We start from the raw sequence: 26,534 nt of genomic DNA, 5'->3' as shown, positions 1-26,534 counted from the left end.
TATTGTTAGGTACTACATACCCGTTTTTTACTTAAAGGTGTTTTTTTATTTGTCTCACTCTATGGGGTCAGTCCCGATGCCTCTATGGACTTTTTGCTATTTGAAATTCCGACTAGTTTAACATAATCTTGTAAGCTCATATGAAACGGAGTGATAGTGGATTACTTGTTTAATATAAAGGAAAGCACGGTGCCCCATATAAAGATTACTAAATAGAATAACCTTTGCAGCAGACCGGTAGGCATAGGAACGAAAAATACAAGCATAATGAGTATGAGAATGATTAGTAGGGAGATTAAGCAGCCATAAGTCCAATACTTGCCGCTGGTTAAAGAGGATGCATACATCCAAAGACCAGCTAAAACAGTAACCATGCCAAGCTGAGCGAATATGGAATGCCAAAATAAATGTATATCAGCCGGTATAAAGCCTGAAACAATATTACCTAAAGCTAATATAAGAATAAAAGCTGTTGCGAGTTGGGTTATTTTTGTTTTCTTTAGGTTTTGTGAAATGTACAGAACACCAATTGAAAGTGTTAATCCGTTTATAATAAACAATACGTTCATCCAGAAATGGTGAGGAGAGCAAATTTCATGAGGTGCAATTAAATAGGTGTAGTTTCCACAAGAAGTTACGCCAAGATCACTCATTGCGTGATGTAAAAAACTGTAGGGAGCAGTTGAAGTCAAAATAAAAAAAGGTTCAACTAAAAAATACAAGCAAGTAGCAAACCAGCTTAAAATGCCAAGCTTTTTCGATATATACAGAATCATCACCTCTTAAAAAGTGTTATATACGAATTATATATCCAAATAATGTTAAACAGAATGGTCTTGAAGCCTATTTTTAATTAGGGCTTGAGGTTGATACGAGGAAGGAGGACAAAGTGTTTAAACTTGAAGGTGCTTAGGAAAAGACCTCTTTACTAATGTTTTGTAGCGGTAAAGAGGTCCAAAAGCTGCTTAATTAGAAATGAATAACGGCTGATTATGCACCCCCATACGTAAAGTTAATGTATTCCAAACGCGGTGACATTCAAGACATTTTTTCTAGAATTTTATAATCTGATGTTTTTTGAATATCTACATCATATTCATGTGCAAATGTTTCTAATTCCTTAAAAACATTTGGTGGATTAAATAATGCTATTCGCATATTCCACCCGTTTTCTACTTTTACTACTGCCAATTTTGTTTTCCAACTTAACCGTTTAAATACAATTCTTTTAATGTCCATTGGTTTAACGGTTTTTGCATATACTTTAAACCATAATATATATGTTCTATAGGTTAAAGTATCTTTTTCTATTTGAAATTCATATCTGAGGCACAGGGAAAGAAACGAACAAAGGATAGCAAAAAGAAGTGAAAAATCAAATGCTTTATATTGAACTGCTTGAATGCATAATAAAGCATTTAAAGGTAATAGAGTGAAAATAATAGTTTTTTGAGCAGTAGCTTTAAATAACATAGAATCTCCTTTCTTTAGTAAATAAGCCAACTGGTTTTTTCTATGATATTATTTAAGTGTTAATTTAGATTAGATTTATATTGGGAGGTCTTTTACATGTATAATACCATTTCAGATTTTATCAAAGAATGGAACAACGAAGCTATGCTAACTCAAAAAGTTTTGGATAGCTTAACAGATGATTCATTAAAACAACAAGTTTACCCTGAAGGACGTACGTTAGGAAGAATTGCTTGGCATTTTACAACCAATATTCCAGATTATCTAACTGAATTTGGACTGAGCATAGACAGAATAGAAAGTACAGCAAGCGTTCCATCTTCTGCCCAGGAAATCGCTATAACCTTTAAAAATGTAAGTTCTCACGCTGCTAAAATCATTGAACAGCAATGGACAGATGAATCTTTAGAACATACGCAAGAAGCATTCGGAAGAACCCAATCAAATGCCACAATCTTAATGGGACTAATCAAGCATATTGTTCATCACCGGGGGCAAATCACAGTTCTTATGCGTCAAGCAGGACTAAAACCCCCTGGAGTTTATGGGCCTCCAAAAGAAGATTGGGTTCATTTAGGTGTGGAAAACCCACCGCTTTAATAATATCAGGTAAATAAAAAAGAGGCTGTCCATAGAAAATACTATAAAATTTTTTTCTAGGCAGCCTTTAAGTAAAACCTAATTAATCAGTTAGTACTTACTCTGAAAAAGCTTTTGAGCACTACACAACACCTTGCATATTTGTTAATAATCCCTCTGTTAACTCTAAGGTCATAAAGAACTCTTCAGGAAAGTTAAAATGTTCTTTCTTATCGCTGTATTCTTCATTTAAAAAAGCGCTTTTCACAACTTCTTCAGTTTTATTATATTCTTCAGTGAGTTCTTGTTTAATTAAGATATCCATAATTAGTATGTATATATTTTATAGTGTTATATTTTATGAGTCCACCTTTAATACATAATATTTGTAAATTTTTATGGTAAAATATACTATATATGTTAAATTAGAGTGTGTGAAGAAGGGGTAATATCTGATGTTGAACGTATTATTTATATGTTTAGTAAGCTGCTTCATTATTTATATTGGGAAACGTGTATGGAAAAAAGGTAATACTAGTTTCATTGCTGGGTATGGAAAGATATTTACACCTAAGGATGAAAAACAGCTCGCTAAAGGAATTGGCCTTATTATTATGTTATTTGGCTTTGAATCTATAATATTCCCCATTCTCTCTTTGTTTTTTGAAGGGAGTGGCTTTTATTATGGATTGTTGGTTGTATTAAACTTCTTCGCTATATTTGGACTTATGATAAAGGATCAGGTGCAGGGAAAAGTCTAAGGGGGAGAAAACAATCAATAAAAATATTCGGCTTATGATTGGTTTAATCAGCACTATTATCCTGTGTTTTTATGGAGTAAGAGGTTTATTCATACATGAAACAATACCGTTTTCTTCTTACCTCTTTGCGGTAGGTGGAGCTATTTCTACCATTGCTCTTATCTGGGAATTAAAAAAGAAAAATGCAGCTTAAATTGAAAGGAGTGATGGTGTGAAAAGACGATGGATTTCCTGGTGGATAGCTAATATAATTTGGATCATACTTTTCGTCGTAGGTACAGCTGTTGTCTGGACAAGAGAAGTGGATGGAGCGGGTGTTACCCAAACACCGGAGCTAAAATTGTTCGCATTTATAGTGTTGCTAATTGCATTTATTTTCCCTTTGATTATTCAAGTTATATGGCTAATTATTAATTTTAAAACTAGCAAGCATGTACTATAGAAACTAGAAATGATGTTATGGAATAGAGAGGGATGATGTGTATGCAAAGCAAAAAGTGCTCTAAATGTGATTCAACTCTAATCAAAGCTCGTATTCAATCATCACCTGGTACAGTAGGTGTAAATAAAACACCGAGCAGCGTATTAAATAACAATCACAATTACAGTGAGTTAATACCTTATGTTTGTTCAAGCTGCGGTTATGTGGATTTTTATGTGGAGGAGCCTAAAAAGTTTGTTTAATAGAACTTTTAGGATTATTCGTTTTCGAATACATTATGATACGGCACTGAACTTGGTATATCGCCTAATATCAATTTTAATCAAAGGGCAAGGAAAATGATTTCCGGAGGCTATTATGAAGAGAACACTTAGTTTTCTGTCAGTAGTTTATTTAACCGTTCTAACTGCATGTAATCAAGAAAGTACAGGGGAAAATATAGAGAGTTCTGCTATCATTGTGGTAGTTGAAAACAAGGAATATAACAGAACAGAAGATAAATTAGATCAAACACAAGAAATAGGAGACCAAATAGGAACCCTAAAAAAGAAAACTAAAGCAACTACGATGCCCGAAGGTAATAATCAATCAAACTATTTTACAGTTGGTTCAGAAATCTATTCAGTAAAAGGAACAGAAGATTATATTATAGTTAAAGATAAAGATCATAAAAGTCAGTTAATGAAAAAGGTAGCCCCCAAAAGGTGAGTATTATTTAAGTTGACTACTTTTTCTTTGAGAAAATACGTTCTATGTGAGCGTATTACATATATCAAAACCTAATTATAGTAAAACAAAAAAATTTAAGAGGTCGAAAGTGAATAAAAAAATTCGATGTGGCTTAGCTAGTTGTATACCAATTCTAGGGGCGTTAAGTATATATTTTTTGTTCTTTTCTTATGATAAGTTTTATGTAACGAAAGACGATAATATGTTTAACACAAAGCTTTTAAGTGATACATATGGAAATTATGAGTGCGTGGAGATGGCTGATCAAACAAAGTATGACTCTAAGAAATATTTTAGAGCCTTTGGCAAAACACAAAATGGGGGTTTTGTTTATGCTATTAAAGGTGATCCTAAGCATAAACAAGTGCTGCTAATTGAAAACACGGAGATGCCTGCGTGGTTTTTGTATTCTCGTCAATAAAGGTGCTAAAGTGTCTGTAAAACCAATTATGTTAAATAAAGATGTTGTATTATTTTTCTTTTGAAATATATTTCGAACAAAGAAGGGGCTGCGTTATGAAAAAGTGGTTATACTTACCTTTTATTCTATCTTTGGTTATTCTATGTGCAGCATGTTCAAGTTTAACTTGGAAAAAACAATACGCGGATTCTCCACCTAAGGAGTTGTTGTCAGATGGAGAAGAATATTCTATTTTGGCAGTAGGTGAAGACATCGATCATCCAGAGGAAATAATGGGTTTAAAACAAGTTCGATATTTTTCCTCGTTGGAAGAAGTAAAGAATCAATATCCAGACTTAAAGGTAGAGGGCAGCCCTTTCTTTATTATTTTTAATGATAAAGAAGTCGTTTTAAGAACTTCAGAATTAAACAAAGCGATACGTTTTGTAGAAGAAAATTACTAGATACAAAAACAAATAAATTTTGTATCATCTTTTCCTCCTACAAAAAATGTATAATAAGCTTCATTACGTTCATCTTCCACATTCATCTCCAAATCTAATTTTTTAACTAAACGCTTAAAAACTAATAAAAAACACCAAGGAAACATAAAGCACCTTGGTGTTTTTACGTTTAATAATATCTCATATGACAATTACAAAATACAAAATATAGAAAATATGATAACATATGTTTATTGTTGTGGGATAAAAAATGTTTGGAGGAGAAATATGAAAAAGTTCTATCTTGGTTTGTTTGTTATTTGTTTAGTGTTTATCATTTCCGCTTGTTCGAAAACGGAATATGTAAACAATGTTGAGTACTTAAAATTACAAAAAGCAGAGGTAACGTTAACAGATGATAAAAAAATCGTTGGGGAAATGATAGTACCTGATAAAAAGAGTAAAAGTAAACGTATCGTTCCAACGGAGTTACGCTATACATTTACGATGGAAAATACGTCTAACAATATTATGGCTCTCTCTGATTTTGCTAAAACAAACATTCGCATAGAACCAGATAAGGAGTTAGTATCAGCTGTAAAAGAAGCAATTGGTTCAAATATTTATAATATGGATAACAACAAGTTAGGTATTGGTATGAGTATAGGAGAAATTCCATCTAAAGGAACAAGTAAATTTACTCTTAGTTATACCTTAGGAGCAAAGGAAAAAAATAATGAATTACCTCTTTTGCCAACTGAAGAAAAACTAAAAAAGCTACATGCTAATGCGTTAAAGGGTACACTCATTATCTCCCAAGATGACAAGGATATTGCAAAGTTTAGGTTAGATTCAAGCCAATAAACATGATTACAAGTTTAAATAATAGATTAATAGCTCGCTAATTCTGTATATTGTCAGCGTTAGCGAGCTATTATTTTTATATTTATACGCTTGTATGTGGATCTACTTTTCCAAAAAATAAAATTGATTAGCCTTCCTTATTTGGTTACGATAAGCGCTCGAATAATTTCATTCCAATAGCATTTGAAGGTTTTGTCACTTGTATTTTTTTGCATTAGAACGGTTTGTTCCTTTGTATTCTCTTTTTTTATAGACATTATGATTTCCCCTTATCTCTTTATATTTAGTATGTTGTGGTTTGATTTACCATATTTTATAATGAAATTAGTAATCGTTACAGATGAACATTACGATTGAATCAATCGAAATATCCGATTATAAAGAGGTGAGGAAAATCGAAATAAAACAACTGATTACATTTAAAACAGCTGCAGAAAATTTAAATTTTACATATACAGCTAAAATTTTGAACTTTGCTCAATCAAGCGTTACCGCTCAAATAAAAGCTCTTGAAAATGAACTTGAAACTCCTTTATTTGAACGTCTCGGAAAGCGCTTGGTTTTAACAGAGGCAGGTCGAGAATTTAAAAGGTACGCCGATAAAATGATTCAATTGACTAAGGAAGCAAAAAACGCTGTAAGTGGAGTGGAAGAGCCTGCGGGTACACTTATTATTGGATCTTCTGAAAGCCAGTGCACGTATAGATTGCCTCCAATATTAAAAGAGTTCAAGGATCAATTTCCAAAGGTCAAAATGATCTTTAAGCCCACTTACTCTCAAGCACAAACAAGAGCGCAGCTACTAGACGGCACTCTTGATATCGCCTTTACGATGGAGCCTATCCAGCATCATGATGCAAATCTACATACACAATGTCTTGTTGCAGAAGACTTGAAAATTATTGCTGCTCCTCAGCATCCTTTAGCTGATAAAACGGATATCTACTTAGAAGAGCTTGAAAATGAGACTCTTTTGTATACTGAGTCGGGGTGTTCATACCGGGTAGTATCGGAAAATTTGTTTCGCGAGGCGGGTATTTGTACATCAACTAAATTTGAATTTGCAAGCGTGGAAGCTATTAAGCAATGCGTCATGCTAGATTTAGGTATTGCGATATTGCCCGAAGTAGTAGTAAAAGGAGAGCTTGAGAAAGGCGTGTTAAAAGAATTGGCTTGTACTAAAATTGATACGCCTCTTTATACACAAATGTTTTGGCATAAAGATAAATTTATGTCTCTTCCTTTACAATCTTTTATTCAATTGGCTTACAGTACTTTTGGTTTAAATTATATAGGTATCGAAAGTGAAAAACTCTAGGTGCATTATGCTGACTAAAGAATTACACTGGATACATAAAATAATCTAATATCTTTCCTAATAAGATAAGAGGTGAAGGAAATCTTCATTCCTTCGCTAATATATAGATGAACCTTAATAAACTAGATTTTAATTGGTGAAATCTGAGTTAGGAGTTGATCTAATTTGAAAATGCGAGTAAATCAAATTGAACTAAATGGTTTAACATTTCAATATCGAGAGGCAGGCGAAGCTTCGGCACCCGCTATTATTGCACTTCACGCTTTGGGAATGAGTGCAGAGTCTTGGGATGAAGTAGCAGCTGTATTAGGAGAGGAATATCGATTTTTAGCTTTAGATCAGCGAGGACACGGTGGAAGTGAAAGAACCGGTACCTATACGTTTGAACTTATGTGTGATGAATTTGGAGCGATTTACGTTGATTGGGCATTCTATGGGGGGGACGGTGTCCTATCTTTTTTCTGAAACATTTCCAGAAAGGGTAGATCAATTGATTGTTGAAGACACTCCTCCACCTTTTACAGGAGAAAAGTTCGAAATTCCTGCCAAACCGCCTGGTCCTTTACCGTTTGACTGGGAGGTTGTACCTTCAATTCTTCAACAGTTAAACAACCCCAATCCTAAATGGTGGGAAAGTCTTACAGAGATAATTGCACCTACTCTCATCATAGGAGGAGGATCCAGCCATATTCCTCAAGATAAATTGCAAGAAGTTTCTAAGCGCATTCCAAATTGTAAATTAGTAATGATAGAAGGGACTGGACATGAGGTGCATGCAGGAAACTTATCCGCTTTTTTAACTGCTGTGAAAAGCTTCCTTGATTCGTGACTTTCTGGAGCGTTTATTTAATTCTAAAGTTTGGTTAAGTAAATAATATGGTAAAAGTTATTAAATTTTTATAGAAAGGGAGACTATACGTTAGTCTCCCTTTTAATCTGCGGATATGTTAATATATAGATTATATGTAATAAAATTCATAATCGAATAACTTTTATGGAAGATAAATAAACGCCTTTTAATAGTAATAGGGAATGCTATAGCTCATTAAATGAGCATGTTTGAAAGGGGGAGAGTTTCTTGTTGAAATTTATAGAAAAGGGTTTTTTCTATGGCCTTATTTTAGGAGGATCATTAGGTTTCTTTGTGATTCCATATAAAGAAGTTGAATCAGTCGGTGATGGTGTAACAGAAACAACCTATTTAAACCTTATTGATTTTATTATTCATCTAATTCGTTTTAGTGTAGTTATAGCTGTACTGGGAGCAGGAATTGGATTCTTTCTTTATAGAAAAAAGAGTTTGGAGTGATTCACCCAAGCTTTTTTCTACTGGTGATTAAGTACATTATGGTAGCTGCTAGTTAAATGGTGTCATATAAGCATATATCTATTTTGCGGAGGACCAAATTGAAAAACGTTTTAGTCAATATTCACTGTGGTTATCGTTGCTTGGGATGGTTGTTGGCGTTGGACAATATTTTACATCCATACATAGCCCTAACATTTTGTATGTATGTGTCACTGTTTACTTGATAGGATTCTCATGTGGAATAATAGCTTTTGTAAAACAAGAAAAAGGGCTGATGAAATATTTTAGTTAATCTCTTTTGCAGTAATCCCAATATTTATTATGGCGAGCTTCTTATTTTTTGCAATGAATTTTGGTGAAAAATAAAAGAAGGTAGTTATAATAAATATTTTTATGTTAAAATTTGTATGTGAGATGTAAAAACACAATTCGGTTGGTAGTCCGGATGCATTGATATGTATTAATGTCAGTAACCTTCCCCTCCTCGGGATGTCCATCATTTCATAGTATGTTTAGAGGAGGGAATCGTTATGTCACTAACGATTTACCATGATGGTCAGTTTTGGGTAGGAATTATTGAAGTTGTAGAAGGCGGTAAGTTAAAAGCATTTCGTTATGTATTTGGACCAGAACCAAAAGATACAGAAGTATTAGACTTTATTTATGATAGATTGCTAGAGGTGATTAATCAATCAGCTCATGCAGGTATTGATGTGAAAATAAAATCTAATAAAAAGGTAAATCCAAAACGTTTACAACGCCAAGTAGCAAAAGAAAGAAATAAAGTTGGTATTTCGACTAAAGCTCAAGAAGCCATGAAGCAAGCTTACGAAGAAAAGAAAAAAAGTAGAAAAAAGAAAGCTAAACGATATCGTGAAGAGCTAAAGGAACAAAAGTATTCCATAAAGAAACAAAAGGCAAAAGCCAAGCACAAAGGCAAATAGAAAACAAATAAAGAGCCTTATTTAAGGCTCTTTATTTGTTCTTATTCTTTTACGATAGGAACATTCTTAAAAAATTGTTCTCGAATAGTTGCCGATTTAACTGCTTTATTAATCTTCTCTTTATTATTATCTATAAATTGCTGTGCGTTTTCTTTATCAAATAACTCATTGCTACTTGGTAAAGTTTGAATGTTTTTGGAAATGAATTGTTTCATTTCTTCTCTAGACGCTGAAAGTTTTTGATTGTCTACTCTAAAGCTATAACCTTCAGCATTAGGTACTAATATTGTTAAATAAATAGCATTGTAAAGAAAATTTTTCTCTAATGTATTCTTACCGTCAAACCAATATTTTAACATTTCATCTTTTGATAAAGAGCCCTCTTTAGTACCATACATTATTTTTGGTGTTTTATTATGTAAATCAATTTCTTTAAATGTTTCCCCTCCAGGCAATGCTCTTACGATAGCTACTACGTTAGAATTATCTCCAACATAAGTTCCACTGTGGTCTTTAAGATCTTTTACATCAACAGTGTTAATGCTTGTGACTTCTTCTTTTGAAGCACAGCCGGTTATACCTACAAGGATTAATAAGATTAAACAAAAAAGTACCTTAAAATAGTTCATAAAAACCTCCATTTTCTTACTTTAATACCCTTATGTGGATATTTTGCGAATTATCAGTGTATCGTAAATATGATGTTTTGAAAAGATGTAGGTACTTTTGTACAAAACACCCTTTGCTATAGGAAACGTTTTGTCTACTGTAAGTAGAAGGAAGGAACTTTGAAACATGAAAAGACCCCAAAGCTTTCTTAAAAAAGCGCTTTGAAGTCTGCATATCTCATGTTTTGATTTTAGGAGCTAATCCTTACGATTGATTTAATGATTTGTTCCCAGTCTTCACTATGGACTTCATGTCCTGTACGATCAAGAGCTATTAAATTAGCATAAGCAATAGCTTTTGCAAGAGCAAGTCCATGTTCGTATGGGAGTGCCGGATCTTCTGTTCCATGAATAATCAGTGTAGGTATAGTAATTTCACTCAATCTGTCATAATATTGGCCTCCTCCTTGAAGCAAAGCATGGTTAAATCTACTCGGCAGCTGTTTGGCGCGGGCAGCTTCTCTTTCTGCTAGCTTATACATTCTTTTCTCTTCATAAGGTTTTGTTCCACTTAAAATTTTCCATCCACCTGCAAGGTAGGGAACAGTCTCCTCTTGATTTGACCAGTCTATGGAAGCGCTCTTCGTGTGGTAATCAAGTATCCGCTGATCCATTGGGGGCAATTTTTCCGCCTCCGTTCCAAATACGCTTGATGCAATTAAAGTAAGGGAGTCTATGCGATCCGGATATCTAAGAGCAAGGATTTGTCCTATCATCCCGCCCAAAGACATTCCCACAATATGAGCTTTGTCTATAGAGTAAGCATCTAAAACACCAATTGCATCGTCAGCCATATCCGTTATTGTATAGTTAGACGTACCGGGTGGATAAGTGGTAGATCGCCCTAAATCACGATGGTCGTAACGAATAACAAATCTCTCATGTTCAGCGAGGCGAAGACAGAAGTCTTCATCCCACCAATCTAATGAAGACATTGCTCCCATTATTAAAAGTACAGCAGGATTCTTGGGGTTTCCAAAACTTTCTGTACAAATCTCAATGTTATCAATTTTTATTATCTCTTCATTCATTCGTGTACCTCCTTTTAAGTGTTAGAGAAATGAAAAGCAGTCCTTTATTCAGTTCTCTAACATAGGGATATTTCCTTTTAGAATTTTATTTAGGAAATCCATTATTCTACCTATCTCTTTACCTTTTTACTAAAAAGTAAAATATAACGTTCTTGAAAATGTAACTAAGGAAAGAGCCTAAACTTGTTGGAGACTAGGGGGATTCAGCTTTTGCTGTCTGAAACATGTTGATAAGGCAGGAAAGTTGAATGCATATATGGAAAAATACTTATGTGAGGTGAAATAAAAATGAATGATTACTATGGAGAAAATACCTTTTAAACTTTAATTACATTTTTTCATTTATTACAACTTGATAGATTAATATACATATACAGGATTGCTGAGTTCGTGTGCTATTGGTGAGCATATGAATTCAACGTTCTGATGAGGAGATGTTTTATGAAGCGGTTAATAAATAAAATTGCGATTGTTACTGGTGCTAGTCGGGCAAAAGGTATTGGTACTGAAATATGCAGGGAATTAGCTAGAGAAGGCGCAGATGTTTTTTTCACTCATTGGTCAAAGTATGATCGTTTAATGGATTATTGCAATGAGGATGATTTTAAATGGTCGAAACATCTTATGGAAGAGATTCGCAGTCTGGGAGTGCGATGTGAATCAATGGAATTGGATTTATCGCAACCCGATGCACCAAGAAAGCTGCTTGATGAAGTTCAAAACAAACTAGGTTCTCCATCAATCCTTGTAAATAATGCAACACATTCCGTGGACGTAGATTTTCGTTCTATAGATGCTGATATGCTTGATGCTCATTATAACGTGAATGTTAGAGGGACGTGTCTTTTGACTGTTGAGTTTGCACGTCTAATCGAAGGTAAGCATGGCGGTCGAATTATTAATATGGTTTCAGGTCAAGATAAGTCACCTGAGCCTGGGAATTTGGCTTATGTTGCAACAAAAGGGGCTGTTTCTACGTTTACTAAATCAGTTGCTATTGAATTAGCACCTCTTAAAATTACTGTTAATGCTGTAGATCCTGGACCAACTAACACTGGCTGGATGAGCAGTCAGTTAAAGGAAGAGCTACTGCCAAAGTTCCCAATGGGTCGACTTGGTGAGCCCCGCGATGCCGCAAAATTAGTTATCTTTTTAGCAAGTGAAGAATCAGAATGGATTACTGGACAAATTATTCACTCAGATGGAGGCTTTTGGTGATTTAACATAGTAGCGGTCTTCCACTTTTTAGCGGATTTTTGTATGAAACAAGCAGTTAAAAGGATCTTCGAATGAAGATTCTTTTTTATAATGTAACGTAATATGACGATAACCGATTTTCTCCACTTTATTAGTCAGTCCCAAAGGATTGTTGATGGGCTACAAAAGAAAAAGTACAGGCTTTTCTAAATCAGTAGTAAAATGAGATATTTCATTTATGACGAATGCTTTATCATTTTCACTTATTGACGACAAATAGGATATATTCAGGGGGAATGTTTATATGTCAAGCTTTGAGGACGAAGAAGTGCTAACAGGAGGGAATGTCTCTAACGTTTATCGCTTGGGAGATACTGTACGACGAGAATTAAAATCAGATAGTCATAAATTTCATAAACTATTAAAGCATTTAGAGAACAAAGGTTTTAGTTATGCGCCAAAATTTTTAGGCATTGATGAAAAAGGAAGAGAGGTCTTATCATTTATTGAAGGTGAAGCTGGTAATTATCCCTTGAAGAAATATATGTGGTCTGATGATGTTTTAATAGAAATAGGGAAAATGCTCCGTCTTTATCATGATTCAGTGAGCGATTTTTCATTTGATGACAGCTGGAAATCAATAGATAACACTCCTAAACCATTTGAGGTACTATGTCATAATGATTTTGCCATATACAACATCATTTTTAAGCACAAAAGACCAGTAGGCGTCATTGATTTTGATGTTGCTGGGCCTGGTCCAAGAATTTGGGACATTGCTTATACTCTTTATACGTGCGTCCCCTTAAGTAGATTTTATCTTTCTGACACAGGTGAGAGGATTTATTATAATTCATTGCAGCACGCTCAACATATAAACCAAAGAGTGAAATTATTTTTTGAATCTTACGGCGAAGAAGTACAAGAAGGTTATTTGGAATTGGTATTGCTGAGATTAGAGGGTTTATGTAAAACAATTACAAGAAAAGCCAGCGAAGGCGACAGTGCGTTCCAGAAAATGATACACCAAGGGCATCTTGAACATTATCAAAATGATATTAAATTTATTCGTGAACATAGGAAAGAATGGGTTTAAGGATAAGTTTTAATTGAAGAAGCAACACACTTTTATTAAAAAGCATGTCTATAACATCCTTTATGTAAATGATGGCTGTTATTCCTGGTAGAGGAGCACTTGTTATGCGAATTATTAATATTAGAGAACAGGTATAGTACAAAGATAAAGCTATTGAATATATTCAGAGATTGTATTTAATAGATTAACTATTAATTTTTATTTGAAATGTTTTTTACTGTTTCAATCAGTGAATAGCGGGTATAAATTGATTATACAAGCGTAGTGCCCCCCAGGAACATGCATGTATATTTCTTTTTCTTACTTACCCTGTTTGAATCCTCTTTTTATGGAGGGTTCTTTTTTTTTGCGTCTAAGAGATATAACTTTTTTAATTATATATATCAAACTCTTTAACATATATGTATTTTATACTCAATAAATCAATGCAACAACAGCAATATAAGATGAAAGAGATTCAGGGTGTTTGTAAGTTGCAGCAACAAAAACAATCGTTATGCACTAAGAGCTAGCTTTTTATATGTGCCCTCGAAAGAGCATCATGTTGACTAGGGGTGAATGTAAGAAGTATTACAGAAATACTATGGACAGGGATGGCCAAATTTTCAATTTGTAAAATATTTTTTTGCTTTTACGCGTTTTGCTTATGCCAATTTTTGTTTTTTTTATAGTATGTACTATAAATGTATAAGGAGGTGAAGTTATGCCAGGACGTCGTAGTGGAGATCGCCGTACATCTCAATCTCAATCTCGTTCTATAGTAGATAATTTTCGAAGAGGAGATAAAATTCAAGTTTTTTCTGCTGGAAGACAGCTTGATGGAAATGGTACGTTTATTCGAGCAGAAGGCGGATTTTTAGTATGGGAAGATAATTCAGGTAATAGAAATACGACTAGTTTAGAAAGCATCAGCGTTCGCAGATTAAGAAAACGTAGTTGCTAATAATTTGGACAGGCTCTGATTTTATATAAATAAAAAACACCTTCAAGCTGATAACAGGGTATGGAGTACCGAGCAATCACTTGGAGGTGTTTTTTCTGATGAAAAAATGGTGATTCTGTTTTGAATGTATCCATTAGGTAGCATTTTTAGAAATTAAATATTGATAGTTGCTTCCTCACTAGTGGTACATGAGCTAATTTATATAAAAGCGACTTACTCAGTTTGTAAGGGGAAAAGTAACTTTAATCTCTGTTCCAGCATGTTCTTTGCTTTGTATATCAATTTCTCCTTTATGGAGGTTCACAATATTTTTAGCAATAGCTAATCCGAGTCCACTTCCTCCTGAATCCCGTTTGCGGGCTTTGTCTACTCGATAAAACCTTTCAAAAACATGAGATTGTTCGTCTTCTGGTATGCCAATGCCATAATCTTTTATTCGGAGAATCGCTTTATGCTGATTACTTTCCAAAAAGACCTCAATTACATCGGTACTATACTTTATAGCATTATCTAAAAAGATAATGATCACTTGTTTCAGCTTCAATTCATCTCCCTTGATGAAAATGGAGGAGGAATTTTTATGCAGAATAATAGGTCGATCATAAACTTGCATGAACTGAGTTACAAGGGCTGTGCTGAGAGAGACAAGGTCAACTGATTTTATATCAACAGGTTCGGAGTCCTCTAATTCAGCTAAACTTAATAGTGTTTTAGTCAAATTTTTCATTCTATTTGTTTCTGAATAAATAGCCTCAATTGCTTCTTTTGCTATTGTTTCGTCTTGTGTTCCATGCCTTCTAAGAATCGTAATAAAACTGCTAATAACAGTCACAGGTGTTTTTAACTCATGAGAGGCATCGGAAATAAATTGCCTTTGTTTATCTGAGTTTTCCTTCAGTTTACTAATCATACGGTTAAATGTAGCTGCCATTTTGTACACTTCATCTTTTGTTTCAGTTTGTATACCAATCTTTTTCAGCGTTCCACTTTGTTCAATATCTTCCATTGTAGAGATCATTGATACAATAGGCTTCATAATGATAGCTGATAGCCATCTGCCAGCTAGAAAAGAGAGAAGAACAGAAACCATGGTAACAGTCCCCATTATGGATAAAATAATATCTTTGCGGCTTTCTAGTCCTGATAACCGCTCACTTATTTCTAACGTGCCGATTACTTTGTGATTCTGATGAATCGGTACGTGAACTACTAAATTTTGATGTTCTTGAAAAGGTCTAAGTTCAAAGTTCTTTTCTGTTGAAAAAGTAGGGGGGATTTTTTGAACAAGGACTTTGTCGTTAGTGACTTGATTAATAGTTGTAGAGTTCGGCCCAACGATTCGAATAAAAGAGTGACTAGGCATGTAAGAGTTTAAAAGGTTTTTGTCTAGTGTTAAGGATTTGGAAATGTGGTATTTTTTCAACATTTCACTCGCATTTTTAAAGACTAAGTGTGCTTCCATATTAACGGTCGTTTTCATAAATAAGAAAAATACAATCGTATTTACAATGAGCAAGCTGACTAACAGAGAAACTGTAATAAACAAGTTAACCTTGGTAGTAATTTTCATATGGTTCCTTTCTTATCACATATCCTACTCCTCTGACGGTGCGAATCAAGGGAGAGTTAATCTCTTCTTCTATTTTCTTTCTCAAATGTCCAATATACACATCTACTACGTTTGTTTCTCCTTCATAATCGTAGCCCCAAACGGTCAAGAGGATATTTTCTCTGCTCAGTACGATATTTTGATTTTTTAGTAAATAAACAAGCAAATCATATTCTTTCGGGGTTAGTATAATCGTTTTGTTTTTTCTTATCACTTCTCTGGTCTCTAAATTCACAGATAAATCTTCTATTGATAAATGAACATCTTTTTCTTCAGTAACTTCTTGAATGATAGCTCCATGGCGAAGACTATTGCGTACCCTAGCTAATACTTCTTCTATTTCGAAGGGCTTGGTGATGTAATCATTTGCTCCATGATCTAGTCCCATCACTTTATCTAGCGTAGTGTCACGGGCTGTCAAAAGAATAACAGGGAGGCAGGCGTTCTTTTTTCTAATTCTTCGAAGGACTTCGATACCGCTAAGTTCTGGAAGCATAACGTCTAATAAAACTAGATCAATGCTATTATGTAAAGCAGCTTCAAGGCCGCTTTTTCCTTCATGCTCTACGAATACTTTGTATCCTTCATGTTCAAGCTCAATTTGAAGAGCTCGTGCAATCATTTCTTCATCTTCAACGATTAAAATACGGTTTTGCATGCAGCTTCTCCTTTCCCGTCGTTCAAAATATAATAAATGCCATTTGGACAAGATAAGTTCCTGTTTAGTTTGACTTTCTTTTTAGTGAACCGCTATAGACTAATACCTTTCATAAGGCGGAAGGTTTCAAGAAGTAAAACGTTTAACCCTAGCCATACTCCTCCAAATACATATCCTGCTGCAATATCGCTGGGATATTGTATGCTCAGGTACAAACGACTAATCGCAATAAGCAATAAAATAAGAATGGCTGCTATTGGTGCTAATGTAGGAGTCCATAATCTTTTAGAGTTTCGAACCAGCATAAATACAGCAAACCCATAAATAACAAAAGCCATCAAAGACTGCTCGCTTGGAAAGGTGTATGAAAGCTGTTCTATCAACGATTTTCTAATAGGAGAGAAATGGTGGAAAATTCGTCTTAGGCTTTCTTCGTATAGCTCTCCGCCGCCTGCAACAGCTACCAAAGATAATAATTCGATTTTTTTATCTCTGCCTTTCCATAAAATCCACACAAGTGTAAAGGAAATTAATGCCACCAGAACTTGCCTGGATCCCAGCATGAAAAATATCCGCATTGGTACATTCCAATCTTTATTAAAAAGGGCTGTTATTAATAGACTCGTTATTTTGTTAAAATCTCCAAACTCGTTTGCGATAAAGTCTTGCGTCATTCCAATCATAAGCAGAATAAACCCTAATGTTACTAATGCTGTAAATATAAAAACAAGCCCTGCCCGTTTCCGCGTATGAAACACATTTACTATCCACTTGAGACAATTAATTGCTATCTTTTTAATCCTTACTTTGAACTTTTTATAAATGTAAATAGCAACGAACAAACTTACAGCTACAATCATCCCAATGATAAAGTACTTCTTGATAGAATTATGAAACTGTTCCCACTGAGGTCCTAATAACTTTCCTAGAGTAATAAATGTGGTGACCCAAAGAAATGATCCGCTATAGGCGTACAGTGCATACGTACGAAAAGGAAGCCGAGTAATTCCTGAAAAATATCCTGTAATATGTCTAATAACAGGGAGGAAATAAGCAATAATCAACAGTTTGTTTCCATGCACACTAAACCATTTTGACATTCTTTCAATTCGCTCTGGCCCCATATGAAGGGTTTTTCCGTATTTATCAAAAAAAGGAGTCCCTAACTTATAACCAACTCCGTAGGCTATGGTCATTCCAACCATACTCCCCATACCAGCGACCAAGATACTTCCCATCCAGCTCAAATGTCCTTGAAAGGCAAGAACCCCAGCGTAGCCCATGAGCAGCTCCCCTGGAAGAGGAAGAGCGAGCAGTTCCAGCATCAATGCTAGAAACAGCACGATATATCCGTATTGATTTATATAAGATGTGATAAAATCCATGGTTTGTCCTTCTTTCATAATATGTATTTGCCTAAAGCACAGTGAATAACTCAAATATGCTTGAATTTGATTGAAAATAAGCTAAGGGAAAAGGTTAATTTCACCTTTGCTTTTCTTTTAATGTAGCACTATTTATAAAAAAAACTTTCTTTTTCATTGATTTTTAATGTTATTTTTAGCCTATTTTTAACTACAAACCGTAGACTGAAAATGTGCTATTTGAAAGCTCAACTTAAGACTGTATGTGTTTCTAATAAATAGTGTAAGAAATTCCCAAACAATCTATGTAACGAAAAAGAAGAAAAGATACACCTCACAAATTGATTAAAAAGGCTAAATACCCGGTATTAATTTTTTTATCATGTTTACTCTTTTATCAGTAGAGTAAATCTTTACTTGCATAAACAAAAGAACAAAAAGATGTGGTGAATATTTCAGGTTCCATCATATGACGAAAGAATAAAAACTATAAGGAGGGAAAGTCATGAATAATCGTGAGAAGGATAAATACCTCATTCTTTCCGCTACATTTGGAGAGGGACATAAACAAGTGGCTAATGCGATAAGCGAGGCAGTAAATGAGATCGCTGCTGATGCTGAGCCCATTACCATGGATATCATGGAGTGGATTCATCCCACCCTCTATCCAATCAGCCACTATATTTATAAAAAAAGCATTAAGAAGTTTCCTCAAGTGTATAGCTTTTTGTATAAAAAAACTCGTGTAAAAAATTCATTTTCCATTAAGCTAAATTCGATCTTTTTGTCGGGCATGCAAACCGTGCTTAAAATCATACAGGAAATAAAACCGAAAGTAGTGGTTAGTACCTATCCATTTGCCGCCGGGATTATATCAAGATTAAAAGAGCAAGGGTTAATTGATATTCCAGCGGTAACCATCATCACAGATTATACGGATCATTCTTATTGGATTCATCCCTCTACAGACCAATATGTGGTAGGGTCTGCTCGATTGCGTGATCAATTAATTGCGTTAGGGGTAGAGGCAGACAAAATTAAAAACACTGGAATACCTGTACGGAAAAGATTTATGGATGTTCTTCCAAAAGACCTTCTCCTAGATAAATATATGATTAATCCAAATATGTTCACCCTGCTCATCATGGGAGGGGGAGACGGATTTTTTGGAAAAGGGATTTCAACCTTTAAGGCATTAGAAACCATTTCCACACCGATTCAACTTTTTATAGTATGTGGTAAAAATAAGAAATTAAAAACACAATTAGAGTGGGAATTAAAAGACTCGAAGCATGACGTGAGAATTTTTGGATACTGTGAAAAGGTTGAAGAATTAATGTCTATTGCAGATTTAATGATCAGCAAGCCGGGGGGAGTAACAACCTCTGAGGCACTGGCGATGGATCTACCAATACTGCTTTATCATTCGTTACCAGGACAAGAAGAAGACAATGCAGAGTATTTATGCCGTTCGGGATTCGCACTGTCTGCACAGTCAGAAAAAGAGTTAATTGCGCAAATTGAAAATCTTGTCCACGATTCAGCACCTTTAAGATGGATGAAACAAAGAATGAAAAAATATCAAACCAAAACATCATCCATAGACGCTCTCCATGTCATTATTGAAGCAGCAAGACGCGGTCCATTACGTAACGTAACAGATAATAGAACGATACAAAAGCAAAAGGAGATAGAGGTGAGCATATAATATGGAGTTCATGATTTCTGCTATTATTTTTTTTATTTTATTATACACCGTTATTCCGTATTTCTTATCACGTGGTCTAGGAGTGAACGTAGTTAAAAGAGGAAGGGATTTATCTAAAATTGCTTTTACGTTTGATGATGGTCCGAACCCTGTTTATACGCCGATACTTCTTGATTTATTGAAGAAAAATGAGGTGAAGGCAACCTTTTTTGTGGTCGGTACTAAAGCAGAAAAGTACCCTGAACTCATTCAGCGTATGCATAATGAAGGCCACTTAATCGGAATTCATAACTATGTACATCACTCCAACTGGTTTATGTCGCCTTGGAAAGTTAGAAATGGACTTAAGAATACAGCCAAGGTGATTAAATCTATCGCTGGAGTCACACCTATTTATTATCGCCCGCCTTGGGGAATGCTCAACCTTTTCGATTTTATGAGAAGAGGTAAATATAAGATTATTCTATGGTCAATCATGGCGGAAGATTGGCGCACCGCTGGCGGAAGTGAAAAGATCAAAAAACGCCTGGCAAACATAAAAGGCGGGGACGTCATTTTGCTGCACGACTGCGGAGATACGCTCGGGGCGGAATCCGACGCTCCAAGAAACACAATTAATGCGTTAAGAGATGTATTAAAAACAGTGAAAACAAAAGGATTCACTTGTGTCCGTGTTGATGAAGTTGATGAATTGGTAGAAAAGCTATAGGTAGTAAGAAGATTATCTTTATTAAAGCTTGCGAATGAAATTTTAATTCTTGTTATTACCGTAACTAAATATCTTGTCTGTTATAAAAAAAGAACCTCTATTTTAAAGAGGTTCTTTTTTATGTCCAGCAAAATATATGGTAATATAATCATATATTGGTTATATTTTCAATTTCGTGATTTTTAAAATCTGTGCTGAATCAGCAGTCAATCTAAACGAAATCTATGAAAGTATGGTAGTTCTTGAAAAAAGTTATTTTGAAATTCTTTGTATATTTTTTAATCTTCTTTGGAGGAAACTTAATGATTAATATTCTGTTTACCTCTAATTTTGATCTTTTAACAGCATTTTCAACCGCTTTTGGAGTTTCCTTTGGGATTGCTATCTTTGAGTATTATACACATAAAAAAGGCAAGGTAGCATAAGGTGCAGTGTTTTTCACCCAATACATAAAAGATTTTATTAGAAACTTAAATATCATAGTATTAAATTATAAAAATTTTGAGGTTTGAGATGGGAAATTCGTTAAATTACATTTATTTTTTTGTTGCTATTTTAGTTGGCTTGTACTATTTCTTAAGAGTCTATAAAAATAGAATCGTGCATTAGAATGAACAAAGTTCCTTGGAGATCAATGTCCACAATTCTTGTTGCGTTAAATTTTTATAACAGATTGCTTTGCAGAAAATCAATTATTTTTCATCATTTAATAAATATTATTAAATCTCATGGACGTCTTGTATATTTTTATATTATTTACCGCAATTTAAAAGAAAAAGGTGAGGCTGATATAATGGCTAAAATAATTCCATCCTTATGCATTTTGCTCGGGGCTTATGTTCTTATTGTATTCATCGACGTTTTTCAGGGAAACTATATGTTTCAATCGTTTTATAACCTAAAACAATATTTTGTAATTGCCCGTGGGGAAGATTATTTTTTGGTTATTTTATTTGCTTTAATATTCCTTGCTGTTAGCATTTTTCCTGCTTTAAAAAAACAATAGCCTCCCTTCTCATGAAAGGGTAGGCTTTATTTTTTGTTTTATATATGCTGTAATCAGCAATAGGATGGGAATTGCTATATGAAAAGGGAGGTGCAATAAATAAGGAACAATTTTGAGTCCTTCATTTATATGAGCTTGGTAACTAGGAGCAATCATCAGTGAGGAGAAAAAAATAACACCGCCAATTAAATAAATGTTTGTAACAGAAGGTTTCATTCGAAACAAATCAGCCGCGCCAATCACTGCACAAAAGAAATAGATGGTTATTTTAACAAAACCTAAAATGACCATGAGAATGAGAATAAAGGTATCCAGTCTTTGAATAAAACTAGCTATGTTAATGTAACTCACAGCTGTAAGAGCCGGAAAAGAGGATCTTAAAACAGTCTCTGGTCCGAGTACACACAAAAGAATAATTGAATTGATGGTTAAGACAATTCCTCCTATTATAATGGCGGACAAACCAATTGTTGCGGCCTGACTTTTTTTATTTAAATAAGGAAGAATCATAGTAAAGGTAATCAATTCCCCGAAAGGTACAGTAATGCCAAGAGGGACTAACTCTTTCCCTATGTTTCCCCATCCATTCGCTAATACGGGTTGAAGGTTCTCCACCTTGATGTAGCCTCCTACTATATACAAAACATTTAATATAAAAAGAGTCAGTAAAATAACAACAAAACATAAGCATGTAACTCGTGCGAATGCTTCTATTCCTAAGTGAATACTATAAATTAACACAAAGGTCATGCATATGCCCAGCGTAATAATCGATGTAACATAGTAAGAAGAGCTAATTAGTAATTCTTCAAAATCTCGTAGTACTCTGGAAGCAATATAAACAAAATAGATAATATAACAAAAGCTGATAGCACCGCCTACGTATTTACCCCAGATTTTAATGAGGTAGCCAGTCAAAGGCATATTAGGGTATCTCTTATATAAGGAGATATAGACTAAATACAGTACACATCCAAAAAAAGTAGCCAGCAGGGGGACTATCCATGCATCTTGCCTAGCAGCCTTTCCGATATCTAAAAGTAACGTACTGCCTAATATAAAGATAAACATCATACAAAATAATTGAAACCCATCGATTTTTATTTTAGTCAATGCTTTTTCAGCTCCTCATCTAATTTACCTCATAAGGATTTGTCCGCATTCCGGTATTTACAATACTGACGTTCACATTCATCGATATTTTAGCGCTTGAAAATAGATTCTCCCAATTCTGTTTATGCTGACGCCAATAACTAGGGTTGGTTCGAGACAAGCTATCACCAAAGCCAAATATATCTGTCTTTTCTTTTTGTGCGATGCGAATAGTTTTTGTGATTTCCTTTTGCAATTCCTTTTGTACTTCTTTTTCCAATTCTTTTAATACCTTAGGGTTGCTTAAATCTTTTTGGCATGTTGTTTCCGTAATTTCTCCCATGACGTTCAAATCTGTATGAATGAAAGGTTGCCTATGGCGGATTGCTGTTTTCATTTGGCTTTTTATTCCGGTCGCTGTAACTGTGATATTCTCATTTATACTGCAAGGGAAAACGAGGGCTGTACTCTTTACTTCAGAAGTAACAAGCTGGACAGATCGAGCTTCATCGCCATCTAGCCATCGAACTAATTTTCCTTTTCTAAACATGGCTAATCCTTTTACCTGCATAGCACTTGGGCTGGTATTCTCTAAATTGCCTGCTTCTTCTGCCTTCTGAGAGGGCTTGTTAATGCTGATTCCAGGAAGAGATAAATCTTTTCCCTCACTCACAAGCATAGAAATAACTTCATATGCTTGTACGTTGCTAACTATTCCGTACACTTTTTGAGCATTTTGACTTGTGCTTATGATGCTTTTAACTGGAGTAACCTCAAAAGGTTCAATCACACCAAGCAATTTTTCCGCAGTCCCATCACGTGCAATAAAAACTGGAATACTGGTACGGGCTTGTTTGCCTCGATCCAAAGCATCAAATAATGAGCTAAGGTCACTTCTTGCTAACTTTTCACCTACAACGATAAGCGAAAGATGTGAAGTAATATGTTCTCTTGGAATGACGATGGAGGCTTTTTTTAATGCCTCTACTAGTGTTTTGGCAGTTACTGTGTAGTTAATGACAGGAAGACCCTGTCCTCCTGACGAACTGCCCTGTGATAAACCACTTGGATTAATGATCTGATAGGTTACTTTATAAGGTTGTTCCAAGTTTTCGTTCTCATCAATTCCCAATCCTATAATAACTCCTATTTGGTTTAATTCTCGGTAATTCGAACATCCTGAAGCGCATAAACAAATGGCAGCGATCCATAAAAGCGAAAGATAAGTTTTCATTTTCTATCCTCATTCATCTTTATACGACGTCTATTTATTTTGATGTTTTTTCAACAGAGATGGTAAAGAGAATCGAGCTAACGTATCCTTTTGCTCTTTAAAATCAAAGGGAGCAAAAGGAGAAAAATAGGGGATACCGAAAGATCTTAGACTACTTATATGAAGACATATACATAAGGTCATAAGCAAAATTCCATATAAGCCAATAAATGCTGAAACTATAATCAAGATAAATCGAAAACCACGGGCCGCATTGACAATGCTAGTAGATGGCAGTGTAAAATTGCTGATGGCAGAAATAGCAACAATAATTACAACAGCCGCTGATACAAAACCTGCTTCTACAGCTGCTTGTCCTAAAATCAGTGCTCCTACAATGGAGACTGCTGGTCCGATTGCTCTAGGCATTCGGATTCCGGCCTCTCGCAACATCTCAAAAGCTAGTTCCATCACTAACATTTCTACAATTGCTGGAAAAGGAACTCTTTCTCTTTGAGCCATTAAGCTGACCATTAATGTATTGGGAATGAGTCCCTGATGATGCGTAATTAATGCCAAATAGATAGCAGACGCATACATAGAAAGAAAAAAAGAACCAAATCTCAAGATCCTTAAAAAGGAAGAAATATAGTCATTTTGATAATAATCTTCGGAAGACTGGAAAAATTGAGAAAAAATAGCAGGCGCAATTAATACAAAAGGTGTTCCTTGTACAATAATAGCAATTCGACCTTCTAATAAATTTCCTACAACGGCATCAGGTCGTTCCGTATTTAATAGAAGTGGAAAAATAGTGGTCCTATCATCCCGGATAAATTCCTCAATATAGTTCGACTCAAGGACCCCATCTACCTTAATCTCTTTTAAACGTTCTTTGATTTCCTCTACAATACGTTCATCTGCATTTCCTTGAATATACATGATCCCTATATCTGTATGAGTTACGCTTCCAATTTTCATGCTGTCTAAACGTAAATTAGAATCCTGAATTCTAGCTCGTATTAAAGAAGTATTAGTCCTTAAATTCTCTGTGAAACTATCTTTAGGTCCTCTAACAACAGTTTGACTGGTTGGTTCTGTTACTGCGCGAGACTGAAGTTTTTTTGTATTGCCAATGAAAATTTTAGAACTCCCATTCAGTAGGATGACCGTATCACCGGTTAAAACGGCTGACATAAATTCATGCCAATTCTCTTTTATAGTCAATTGAGATACAGTTAATATCTGGGGTATTTGTTCTTCTATCTCTTTGACGGTTACTACTTGATTACTTTCTTTAAGCCACTGAATAAGAGGCGTCATGATATTCTCATTTATAATGTTTTCATCTGCTAATCCGTCAAGGTGAATAACGGCTGCTTTTAACGTTTTTTGATATGGAGACTCAACCATTCGAAACGATACATCAGAACTATTTCCTAATTCGTTTAACAGTCTCTCTATATTTTTATTTACATCATCATATAAGGGAGTTGCTGAACAATCTGTTGTCTTTTCCTTATTAGAGATTTTCAAAAGATATCTTTGTCGCACGTTTTACCACCTTTTATATGAGTGAATATTTGTTATACAACGAGTAACGTTATCATTCCTATAAAATGTAAAAAATATGTATGTGAGGAAAATACATAAAATAAAATGATAGGAAATGTATCTAACTTTGTTTTCTATTTTGTCGCATTAGTTGAACGTCAAAGTAAAACTGAGGATTCTTTAGAGTTTTTAGATGAAAATCAAAGCGGGTTAGCTAGTATTACTTTATATCCAGTGACAGATCAGAAGGTATTGTTTTAAGAGTTAAGTAATTGGAGAGAAAAGCACCTCACACTTCTCTGGATATCTGATGTTTTTATGGCCGATATCGTACATTATGATAATTAAAAATGAAGTGAATATTCACATTGATTGATTCCAAAATTCCCAATGCAAAAGAATAAAAAGCCCTCTCTTAAGTTTAATTGCTTAGAGATTGGGCTTTTGTATAGGAATATCTTCAGTATTATAAATGAATTTCTACGCTACTTTTCTCTTAAACAAATGGGAGTTCTCTTTTATGCTTTAACAGTCTGTTTTTTTACAGGAATGTAGATATCAATCTCTTTATTTTCTGAACCATAACATCTTTTATCATACAGTTCAAATTCCATTGATCCGTAGTGCTCATAACCCGATTCAGGGAACCATTCTGTAAAAACATAATTCCATGTGGACTGAATGGAAGAAGTAAAAGATTCTTCATTTGATTTTGGTGTAGTAAATACGGCATAGTCTAGTTCAGGGAAACTTCTGTAAACTGTTCCTTCAGGCGCTGAAGTGCCTTCCTTTACTTCCATGCCAATTACATAAACAAACTCACCCGTTTCAGGATTAAAATCCGTACAAATACCAAGCTCCGTGTTTTCTTTTAAGGGATTGGGGATTTTAGAGCCTAATCCATTTTGCATGTACTGTTGCCAAAATTCAGGAATGTCTTTGTTATTCTGGCCACCCTCGTTCTTCGTTTTTAGCTCATATCCAATGACATAAAAAGCAGATTTAGTGACTAGTTTTGGTTCCATCTTATTTCCTCCTGACAAAAGTGTGGTAGTTAGGTAGGCTTTTCCCCGCAGCGGTCCAGATATTCTCCTTGCGTTACGGTATTGCTTCGGTGAAACATCATAAAAGTTTTTGAACGCTCTGTTAAATGATTCTTGATATTGGAAACCAACATCAAGTGCGATATCAATGACTTTTTCATCTGTGAAAAATAAGCGTTCTGCTGCGCGTGTGAGTCTTCGTTTCCTCACATAATCCATCACCGATTCTCCAACCATGGCTTGGAAGACACGGTGATAATGAAAAGGAGAAAAGCAAGCAATTTCTGCTAACTTTTCTAAAGTAATTTGTGTCTCCAAATTCTCCTCAATGTAATCTAGCGTTCTTTGTATACAAGTTACATAATTCATTTACATTCACCT

General features: G+C 34.6%; 29 protein-coding genes and 2 pseudogenes. 19 read left to right on the top strand and 12 right to left on the bottom strand.

Going from position 1 to position 26,534, the window contains the following annotated elements:
* Window positions 1-161 precede the first annotated feature (161 nt).
* Together ACFX4G_RS24770 and ACFX4G_RS24765 are read right to left on the bottom strand one after the other, a co-directional pair.
* Window positions 162-776: a DUF998 domain-containing protein gene (locus ACFX4G_RS24770; RefSeq protein ID WP_377577663.1), complete on the bottom strand. Its 615-nt coding sequence runs from the start codon at window positions 774-776 to the stop codon at window positions 162-164.
* A 262-nt stretch (window positions 777-1,038) separates the two neighbouring features.
* Window positions 1,039-1,473, bottom strand: coding sequence for a diguanylate cyclase (locus ACFX4G_RS24765; RefSeq protein WP_377577660.1), 435 nt, complete (start codon window positions 1,471-1,473; stop codon window positions 1,039-1,041).
* 96 nt (window positions 1,474-1,569) lie between these two features.
* Here ACFX4G_RS24765 and ACFX4G_RS24760 point away from each other — a divergent pair, with 96 nt between their 5' ends.
* A complete protein-coding gene (locus ACFX4G_RS24760; RefSeq protein WP_377577657.1) occupies window positions 1,570-2,073 on the top strand; it encodes a DinB family protein in 504 nt (167 codons plus the stop codon).
* A gap of 199 nt (window positions 2,074-2,272) precedes the next feature.
* On the opposite strand, the pseudogene ACFX4G_RS24755 reads toward ACFX4G_RS24760, so the two are convergent.
* Window positions 2,273-2,377: pseudogene (locus ACFX4G_RS24755) on the bottom strand (GNAT family acetyltransferase); the annotation flags it as partial.
* Between the two features lie 130 nt (window positions 2,378-2,507).
* Here ACFX4G_RS24755 and ACFX4G_RS24750 point away from each other — a divergent pair.
* The 11 genes and pseudogenes from ACFX4G_RS24750 (at window position 2,508) to ACFX4G_RS24700 (ending at window position 9,262) form a co-directional block, all read left to right on the top strand.
* The gene (locus ACFX4G_RS24750; RefSeq protein WP_377577654.1) at window positions 2,508-2,813 is read left to right on the top strand and encodes a hypothetical protein; all 306 of its coding nucleotides are present in this window, start codon (window positions 2,508-2,510) and stop codon (window positions 2,811-2,813) included.
* Between the two features lie 211 nt (window positions 2,814-3,024).
* The gene (locus ACFX4G_RS24745; RefSeq protein WP_074897119.1) at window positions 3,025-3,255 is read left to right on the top strand and encodes a DUF3923 family protein; all 231 of its coding nucleotides are present in this window, start codon (window positions 3,025-3,027) and stop codon (window positions 3,253-3,255) included.
* Window positions 3,256-3,296: 41 nt separating this feature from the next.
* Window positions 3,297-3,497, top strand: a complete 201-nt coding sequence (locus ACFX4G_RS24740) for a hypothetical protein (RefSeq protein WP_377577651.1) — start codon at window positions 3,297-3,299, stop codon at window positions 3,495-3,497.
* A 115-nt stretch (window positions 3,498-3,612) separates the two neighbouring features.
* On the top strand, window positions 3,613-3,963 hold the full coding sequence (locus ACFX4G_RS24735) for a hypothetical protein (protein ID WP_377577648.1): 351 nt from the start codon (window positions 3,613-3,615) through the stop codon (window positions 3,961-3,963).
* 109 nt (window positions 3,964-4,072) lie between these two features.
* The gene (locus ACFX4G_RS24730) at window positions 4,073-4,405 is read left to right on the top strand and encodes a hypothetical protein (RefSeq protein WP_377577645.1); all 333 of its coding nucleotides are present in this window, start codon (window positions 4,073-4,075) and stop codon (window positions 4,403-4,405) included.
* Between the two features lie 95 nt (window positions 4,406-4,500).
* Entirely contained in the window at window positions 4,501-4,848 is a 348-nt protein-coding gene (locus tag ACFX4G_RS24725) for an outer membrane protein assembly factor BamD (protein ID WP_162213987.1), read from the top strand.
* 267 nt (window positions 4,849-5,115) lie between these two features.
* Entirely contained in the window at window positions 5,116-5,691 is a 576-nt protein-coding gene (locus ACFX4G_RS24720; RefSeq protein ID WP_377577642.1) for a hypothetical protein, read from the top strand.
* A 394-nt stretch (window positions 5,692-6,085) separates the two neighbouring features.
* On the top strand, window positions 6,086-7,009 hold the full coding sequence (locus ACFX4G_RS24715) for a LysR family transcriptional regulator (protein WP_176521284.1): 924 nt from the start codon (window positions 6,086-6,088) through the stop codon (window positions 7,007-7,009).
* Between the two features lie 165 nt (window positions 7,010-7,174).
* A pseudogene (locus tag ACFX4G_RS24710) lies at window positions 7,175-7,838 on the top strand (alpha/beta fold hydrolase).
* A 249-nt stretch (window positions 7,839-8,087) separates the two neighbouring features.
* Window positions 8,088-8,318: a hypothetical protein gene (locus ACFX4G_RS24705; protein WP_116515653.1), complete on the top strand. Its 231-nt coding sequence runs from the start codon at window positions 8,088-8,090 to the stop codon at window positions 8,316-8,318.
* A 530-nt stretch (window positions 8,319-8,848) separates the two neighbouring features.
* Window positions 8,849-9,262, top strand: a complete 414-nt coding sequence (locus ACFX4G_RS24700) for a YjdF family protein (RefSeq protein ID WP_377577639.1) — start codon at window positions 8,849-8,851, stop codon at window positions 9,260-9,262.
* A gap of 41 nt (window positions 9,263-9,303) precedes the next feature.
* On the opposite strand, the gene ACFX4G_RS24695 is transcribed toward ACFX4G_RS24700, so the two are convergent.
* Both ACFX4G_RS24695 and mle read right to left on the bottom strand, forming a co-directional pair.
* A complete protein-coding gene (locus ACFX4G_RS24695; RefSeq protein WP_377577636.1) occupies window positions 9,304-9,891 on the bottom strand; it encodes a DUF4825 domain-containing protein in 588 nt (195 codons plus the stop codon).
* Between the two features lie 230 nt (window positions 9,892-10,121).
* The gene (gene mle / locus ACFX4G_RS24690) at window positions 10,122-10,961 is read right to left on the bottom strand and encodes an alpha/beta fold macrolide esterase (protein WP_377577633.1); all 840 of its coding nucleotides are present in this window, start codon (window positions 10,959-10,961) and stop codon (window positions 10,122-10,124) included.
* 441 nt (window positions 10,962-11,402) lie between these two features.
* Here mle and ACFX4G_RS24685 point away from each other — a divergent pair, with 441 nt between their 5' ends.
* The 3 genes from ACFX4G_RS24685 to ACFX4G_RS24675 all read left to right on the top strand — a co-directional run bounded on the left by ACFX4G_RS24685 (window position 11,403) and on the right by ACFX4G_RS24675 (window position 14,197).
* Complete coding sequence (locus ACFX4G_RS24685) at window positions 11,403-12,179, top strand: SDR family oxidoreductase (protein ID WP_377577630.1); 777 nt, start codon at window positions 11,403-11,405, stop codon at window positions 12,177-12,179.
* 283 nt (window positions 12,180-12,462) lie between these two features.
* The gene (locus ACFX4G_RS24680; RefSeq protein WP_097823801.1) at window positions 12,463-13,254 is read left to right on the top strand and encodes an aminoglycoside phosphotransferase family protein; all 792 of its coding nucleotides are present in this window, start codon (window positions 12,463-12,465) and stop codon (window positions 13,252-13,254) included.
* Between the two features lie 703 nt (window positions 13,255-13,957).
* Window positions 13,958-14,197, top strand: coding sequence for a hypothetical protein (locus ACFX4G_RS24675; protein WP_025749171.1), 240 nt, complete (start codon window positions 13,958-13,960; stop codon window positions 14,195-14,197).
* Window positions 14,198-14,414: 217 nt separating this feature from the next.
* On the opposite strand, the gene ACFX4G_RS24670 is transcribed toward ACFX4G_RS24675, so the two are convergent.
* The 3 genes from ACFX4G_RS24670 to ACFX4G_RS24660 all read right to left on the bottom strand — a co-directional run bounded on the left by ACFX4G_RS24670 (window position 14,415) and on the right by ACFX4G_RS24660 (window position 17,849).
* Complete coding sequence (locus ACFX4G_RS24670) at window positions 14,415-15,767, bottom strand: sensor histidine kinase (RefSeq protein ID WP_377577625.1); 1,353 nt, start codon at window positions 15,765-15,767, stop codon at window positions 14,415-14,417.
* Complete coding sequence (locus ACFX4G_RS24665) at window positions 15,745-16,464, bottom strand: response regulator transcription factor (RefSeq protein ID WP_377577622.1); 720 nt, start codon at window positions 16,462-16,464, stop codon at window positions 15,745-15,747. Before ACFX4G_RS24665 ends, ACFX4G_RS24670 begins: the two co-directional genes overlap by 23 nt.
* 92 nt (window positions 16,465-16,556) lie before the next feature.
* Window positions 16,557-17,849, bottom strand: a complete 1,293-nt coding sequence (locus ACFX4G_RS24660; protein ID WP_377577619.1) for a VTT domain-containing protein — start codon at window positions 17,847-17,849, stop codon at window positions 16,557-16,559.
* A 484-nt stretch (window positions 17,850-18,333) separates the two neighbouring features.
* Between ACFX4G_RS24660 and ACFX4G_RS24655 the strand changes: the two genes are divergently transcribed.
* The 4 genes from ACFX4G_RS24655 (at window position 18,334) to ACFX4G_RS28205 (ending at window position 21,251) form a co-directional block, all read left to right on the top strand.
* Window positions 18,334-19,536, top strand: coding sequence for an MGDG synthase family glycosyltransferase (locus tag ACFX4G_RS24655; protein WP_230184346.1), 1,203 nt, complete (start codon window positions 18,334-18,336; stop codon window positions 19,534-19,536).
* 1 nt (window position 19,537) lies between these two features.
* Entirely contained in the window at window positions 19,538-20,245 is a 708-nt protein-coding gene (locus tag ACFX4G_RS24650) for a polysaccharide deacetylase family protein (protein WP_377577615.1), read from the top strand.
* 302 nt (window positions 20,246-20,547) lie between these two features.
* Window positions 20,548-20,670, top strand: a complete 123-nt coding sequence (locus tag ACFX4G_RS24645) for a hypothetical protein (protein ID WP_255255999.1) — start codon at window positions 20,548-20,550, stop codon at window positions 20,668-20,670.
* A 185-nt stretch (window positions 20,671-20,855) separates the two neighbouring features.
* Window positions 20,856-21,251 carry a YczF family membrane protein gene (locus ACFX4G_RS28205; RefSeq protein WP_240530844.1) on the top strand — a complete coding sequence of 132 codons (396 nt, stop codon included), beginning with the start codon at window positions 20,856-20,858 and terminating at the stop codon, window positions 21,249-21,251.
* A gap of 9 nt (window positions 21,252-21,260) precedes the next feature.
* Here ACFX4G_RS28205 and ACFX4G_RS24640 read toward each other — a convergent pair whose 3' ends face one another.
* From ACFX4G_RS24640 to ACFX4G_RS24625, 4 genes are all read right to left on the bottom strand, one after another.
* Complete coding sequence (locus ACFX4G_RS24640; protein WP_377577612.1) at window positions 21,261-22,364, bottom strand: GerAB/ArcD/ProY family transporter; 1,104 nt, start codon at window positions 22,362-22,364, stop codon at window positions 21,261-21,263.
* A 19-nt stretch (window positions 22,365-22,383) separates the two neighbouring features.
* Complete coding sequence (locus tag ACFX4G_RS24635; RefSeq protein ID WP_377577609.1) at window positions 22,384-23,577, bottom strand: Ger(x)C family spore germination protein; 1,194 nt, start codon at window positions 23,575-23,577, stop codon at window positions 22,384-22,386.
* A gap of 30 nt (window positions 23,578-23,607) precedes the next feature.
* Window positions 23,608-25,110, bottom strand: coding sequence for a spore germination protein (locus tag ACFX4G_RS24630; RefSeq protein ID WP_377577606.1), 1,503 nt, complete (start codon window positions 25,108-25,110; stop codon window positions 23,608-23,610).
* Window positions 25,111-25,628: 518 nt separating this feature from the next.
* Window positions 25,629-26,522 (bottom strand): AraC family transcriptional regulator, encoded by an 894-nt coding sequence (locus ACFX4G_RS24625; RefSeq protein ID WP_274157165.1) that lies wholly within the window; start codon window positions 26,520-26,522, stop codon window positions 25,629-25,631.
* Between the last annotated feature and the right edge of the window lie 12 nt (window positions 26,523-26,534).

The organism is Priestia sp. YIM B13486, assembly GCF_042787865.1.
Lineage (GTDB): Bacteria > Bacillota > Bacilli > Bacillales > Bacillaceae_H > Priestia > Priestia megaterium.
This window is presented reverse-complemented; position numbering and strand designations above follow the sequence as displayed.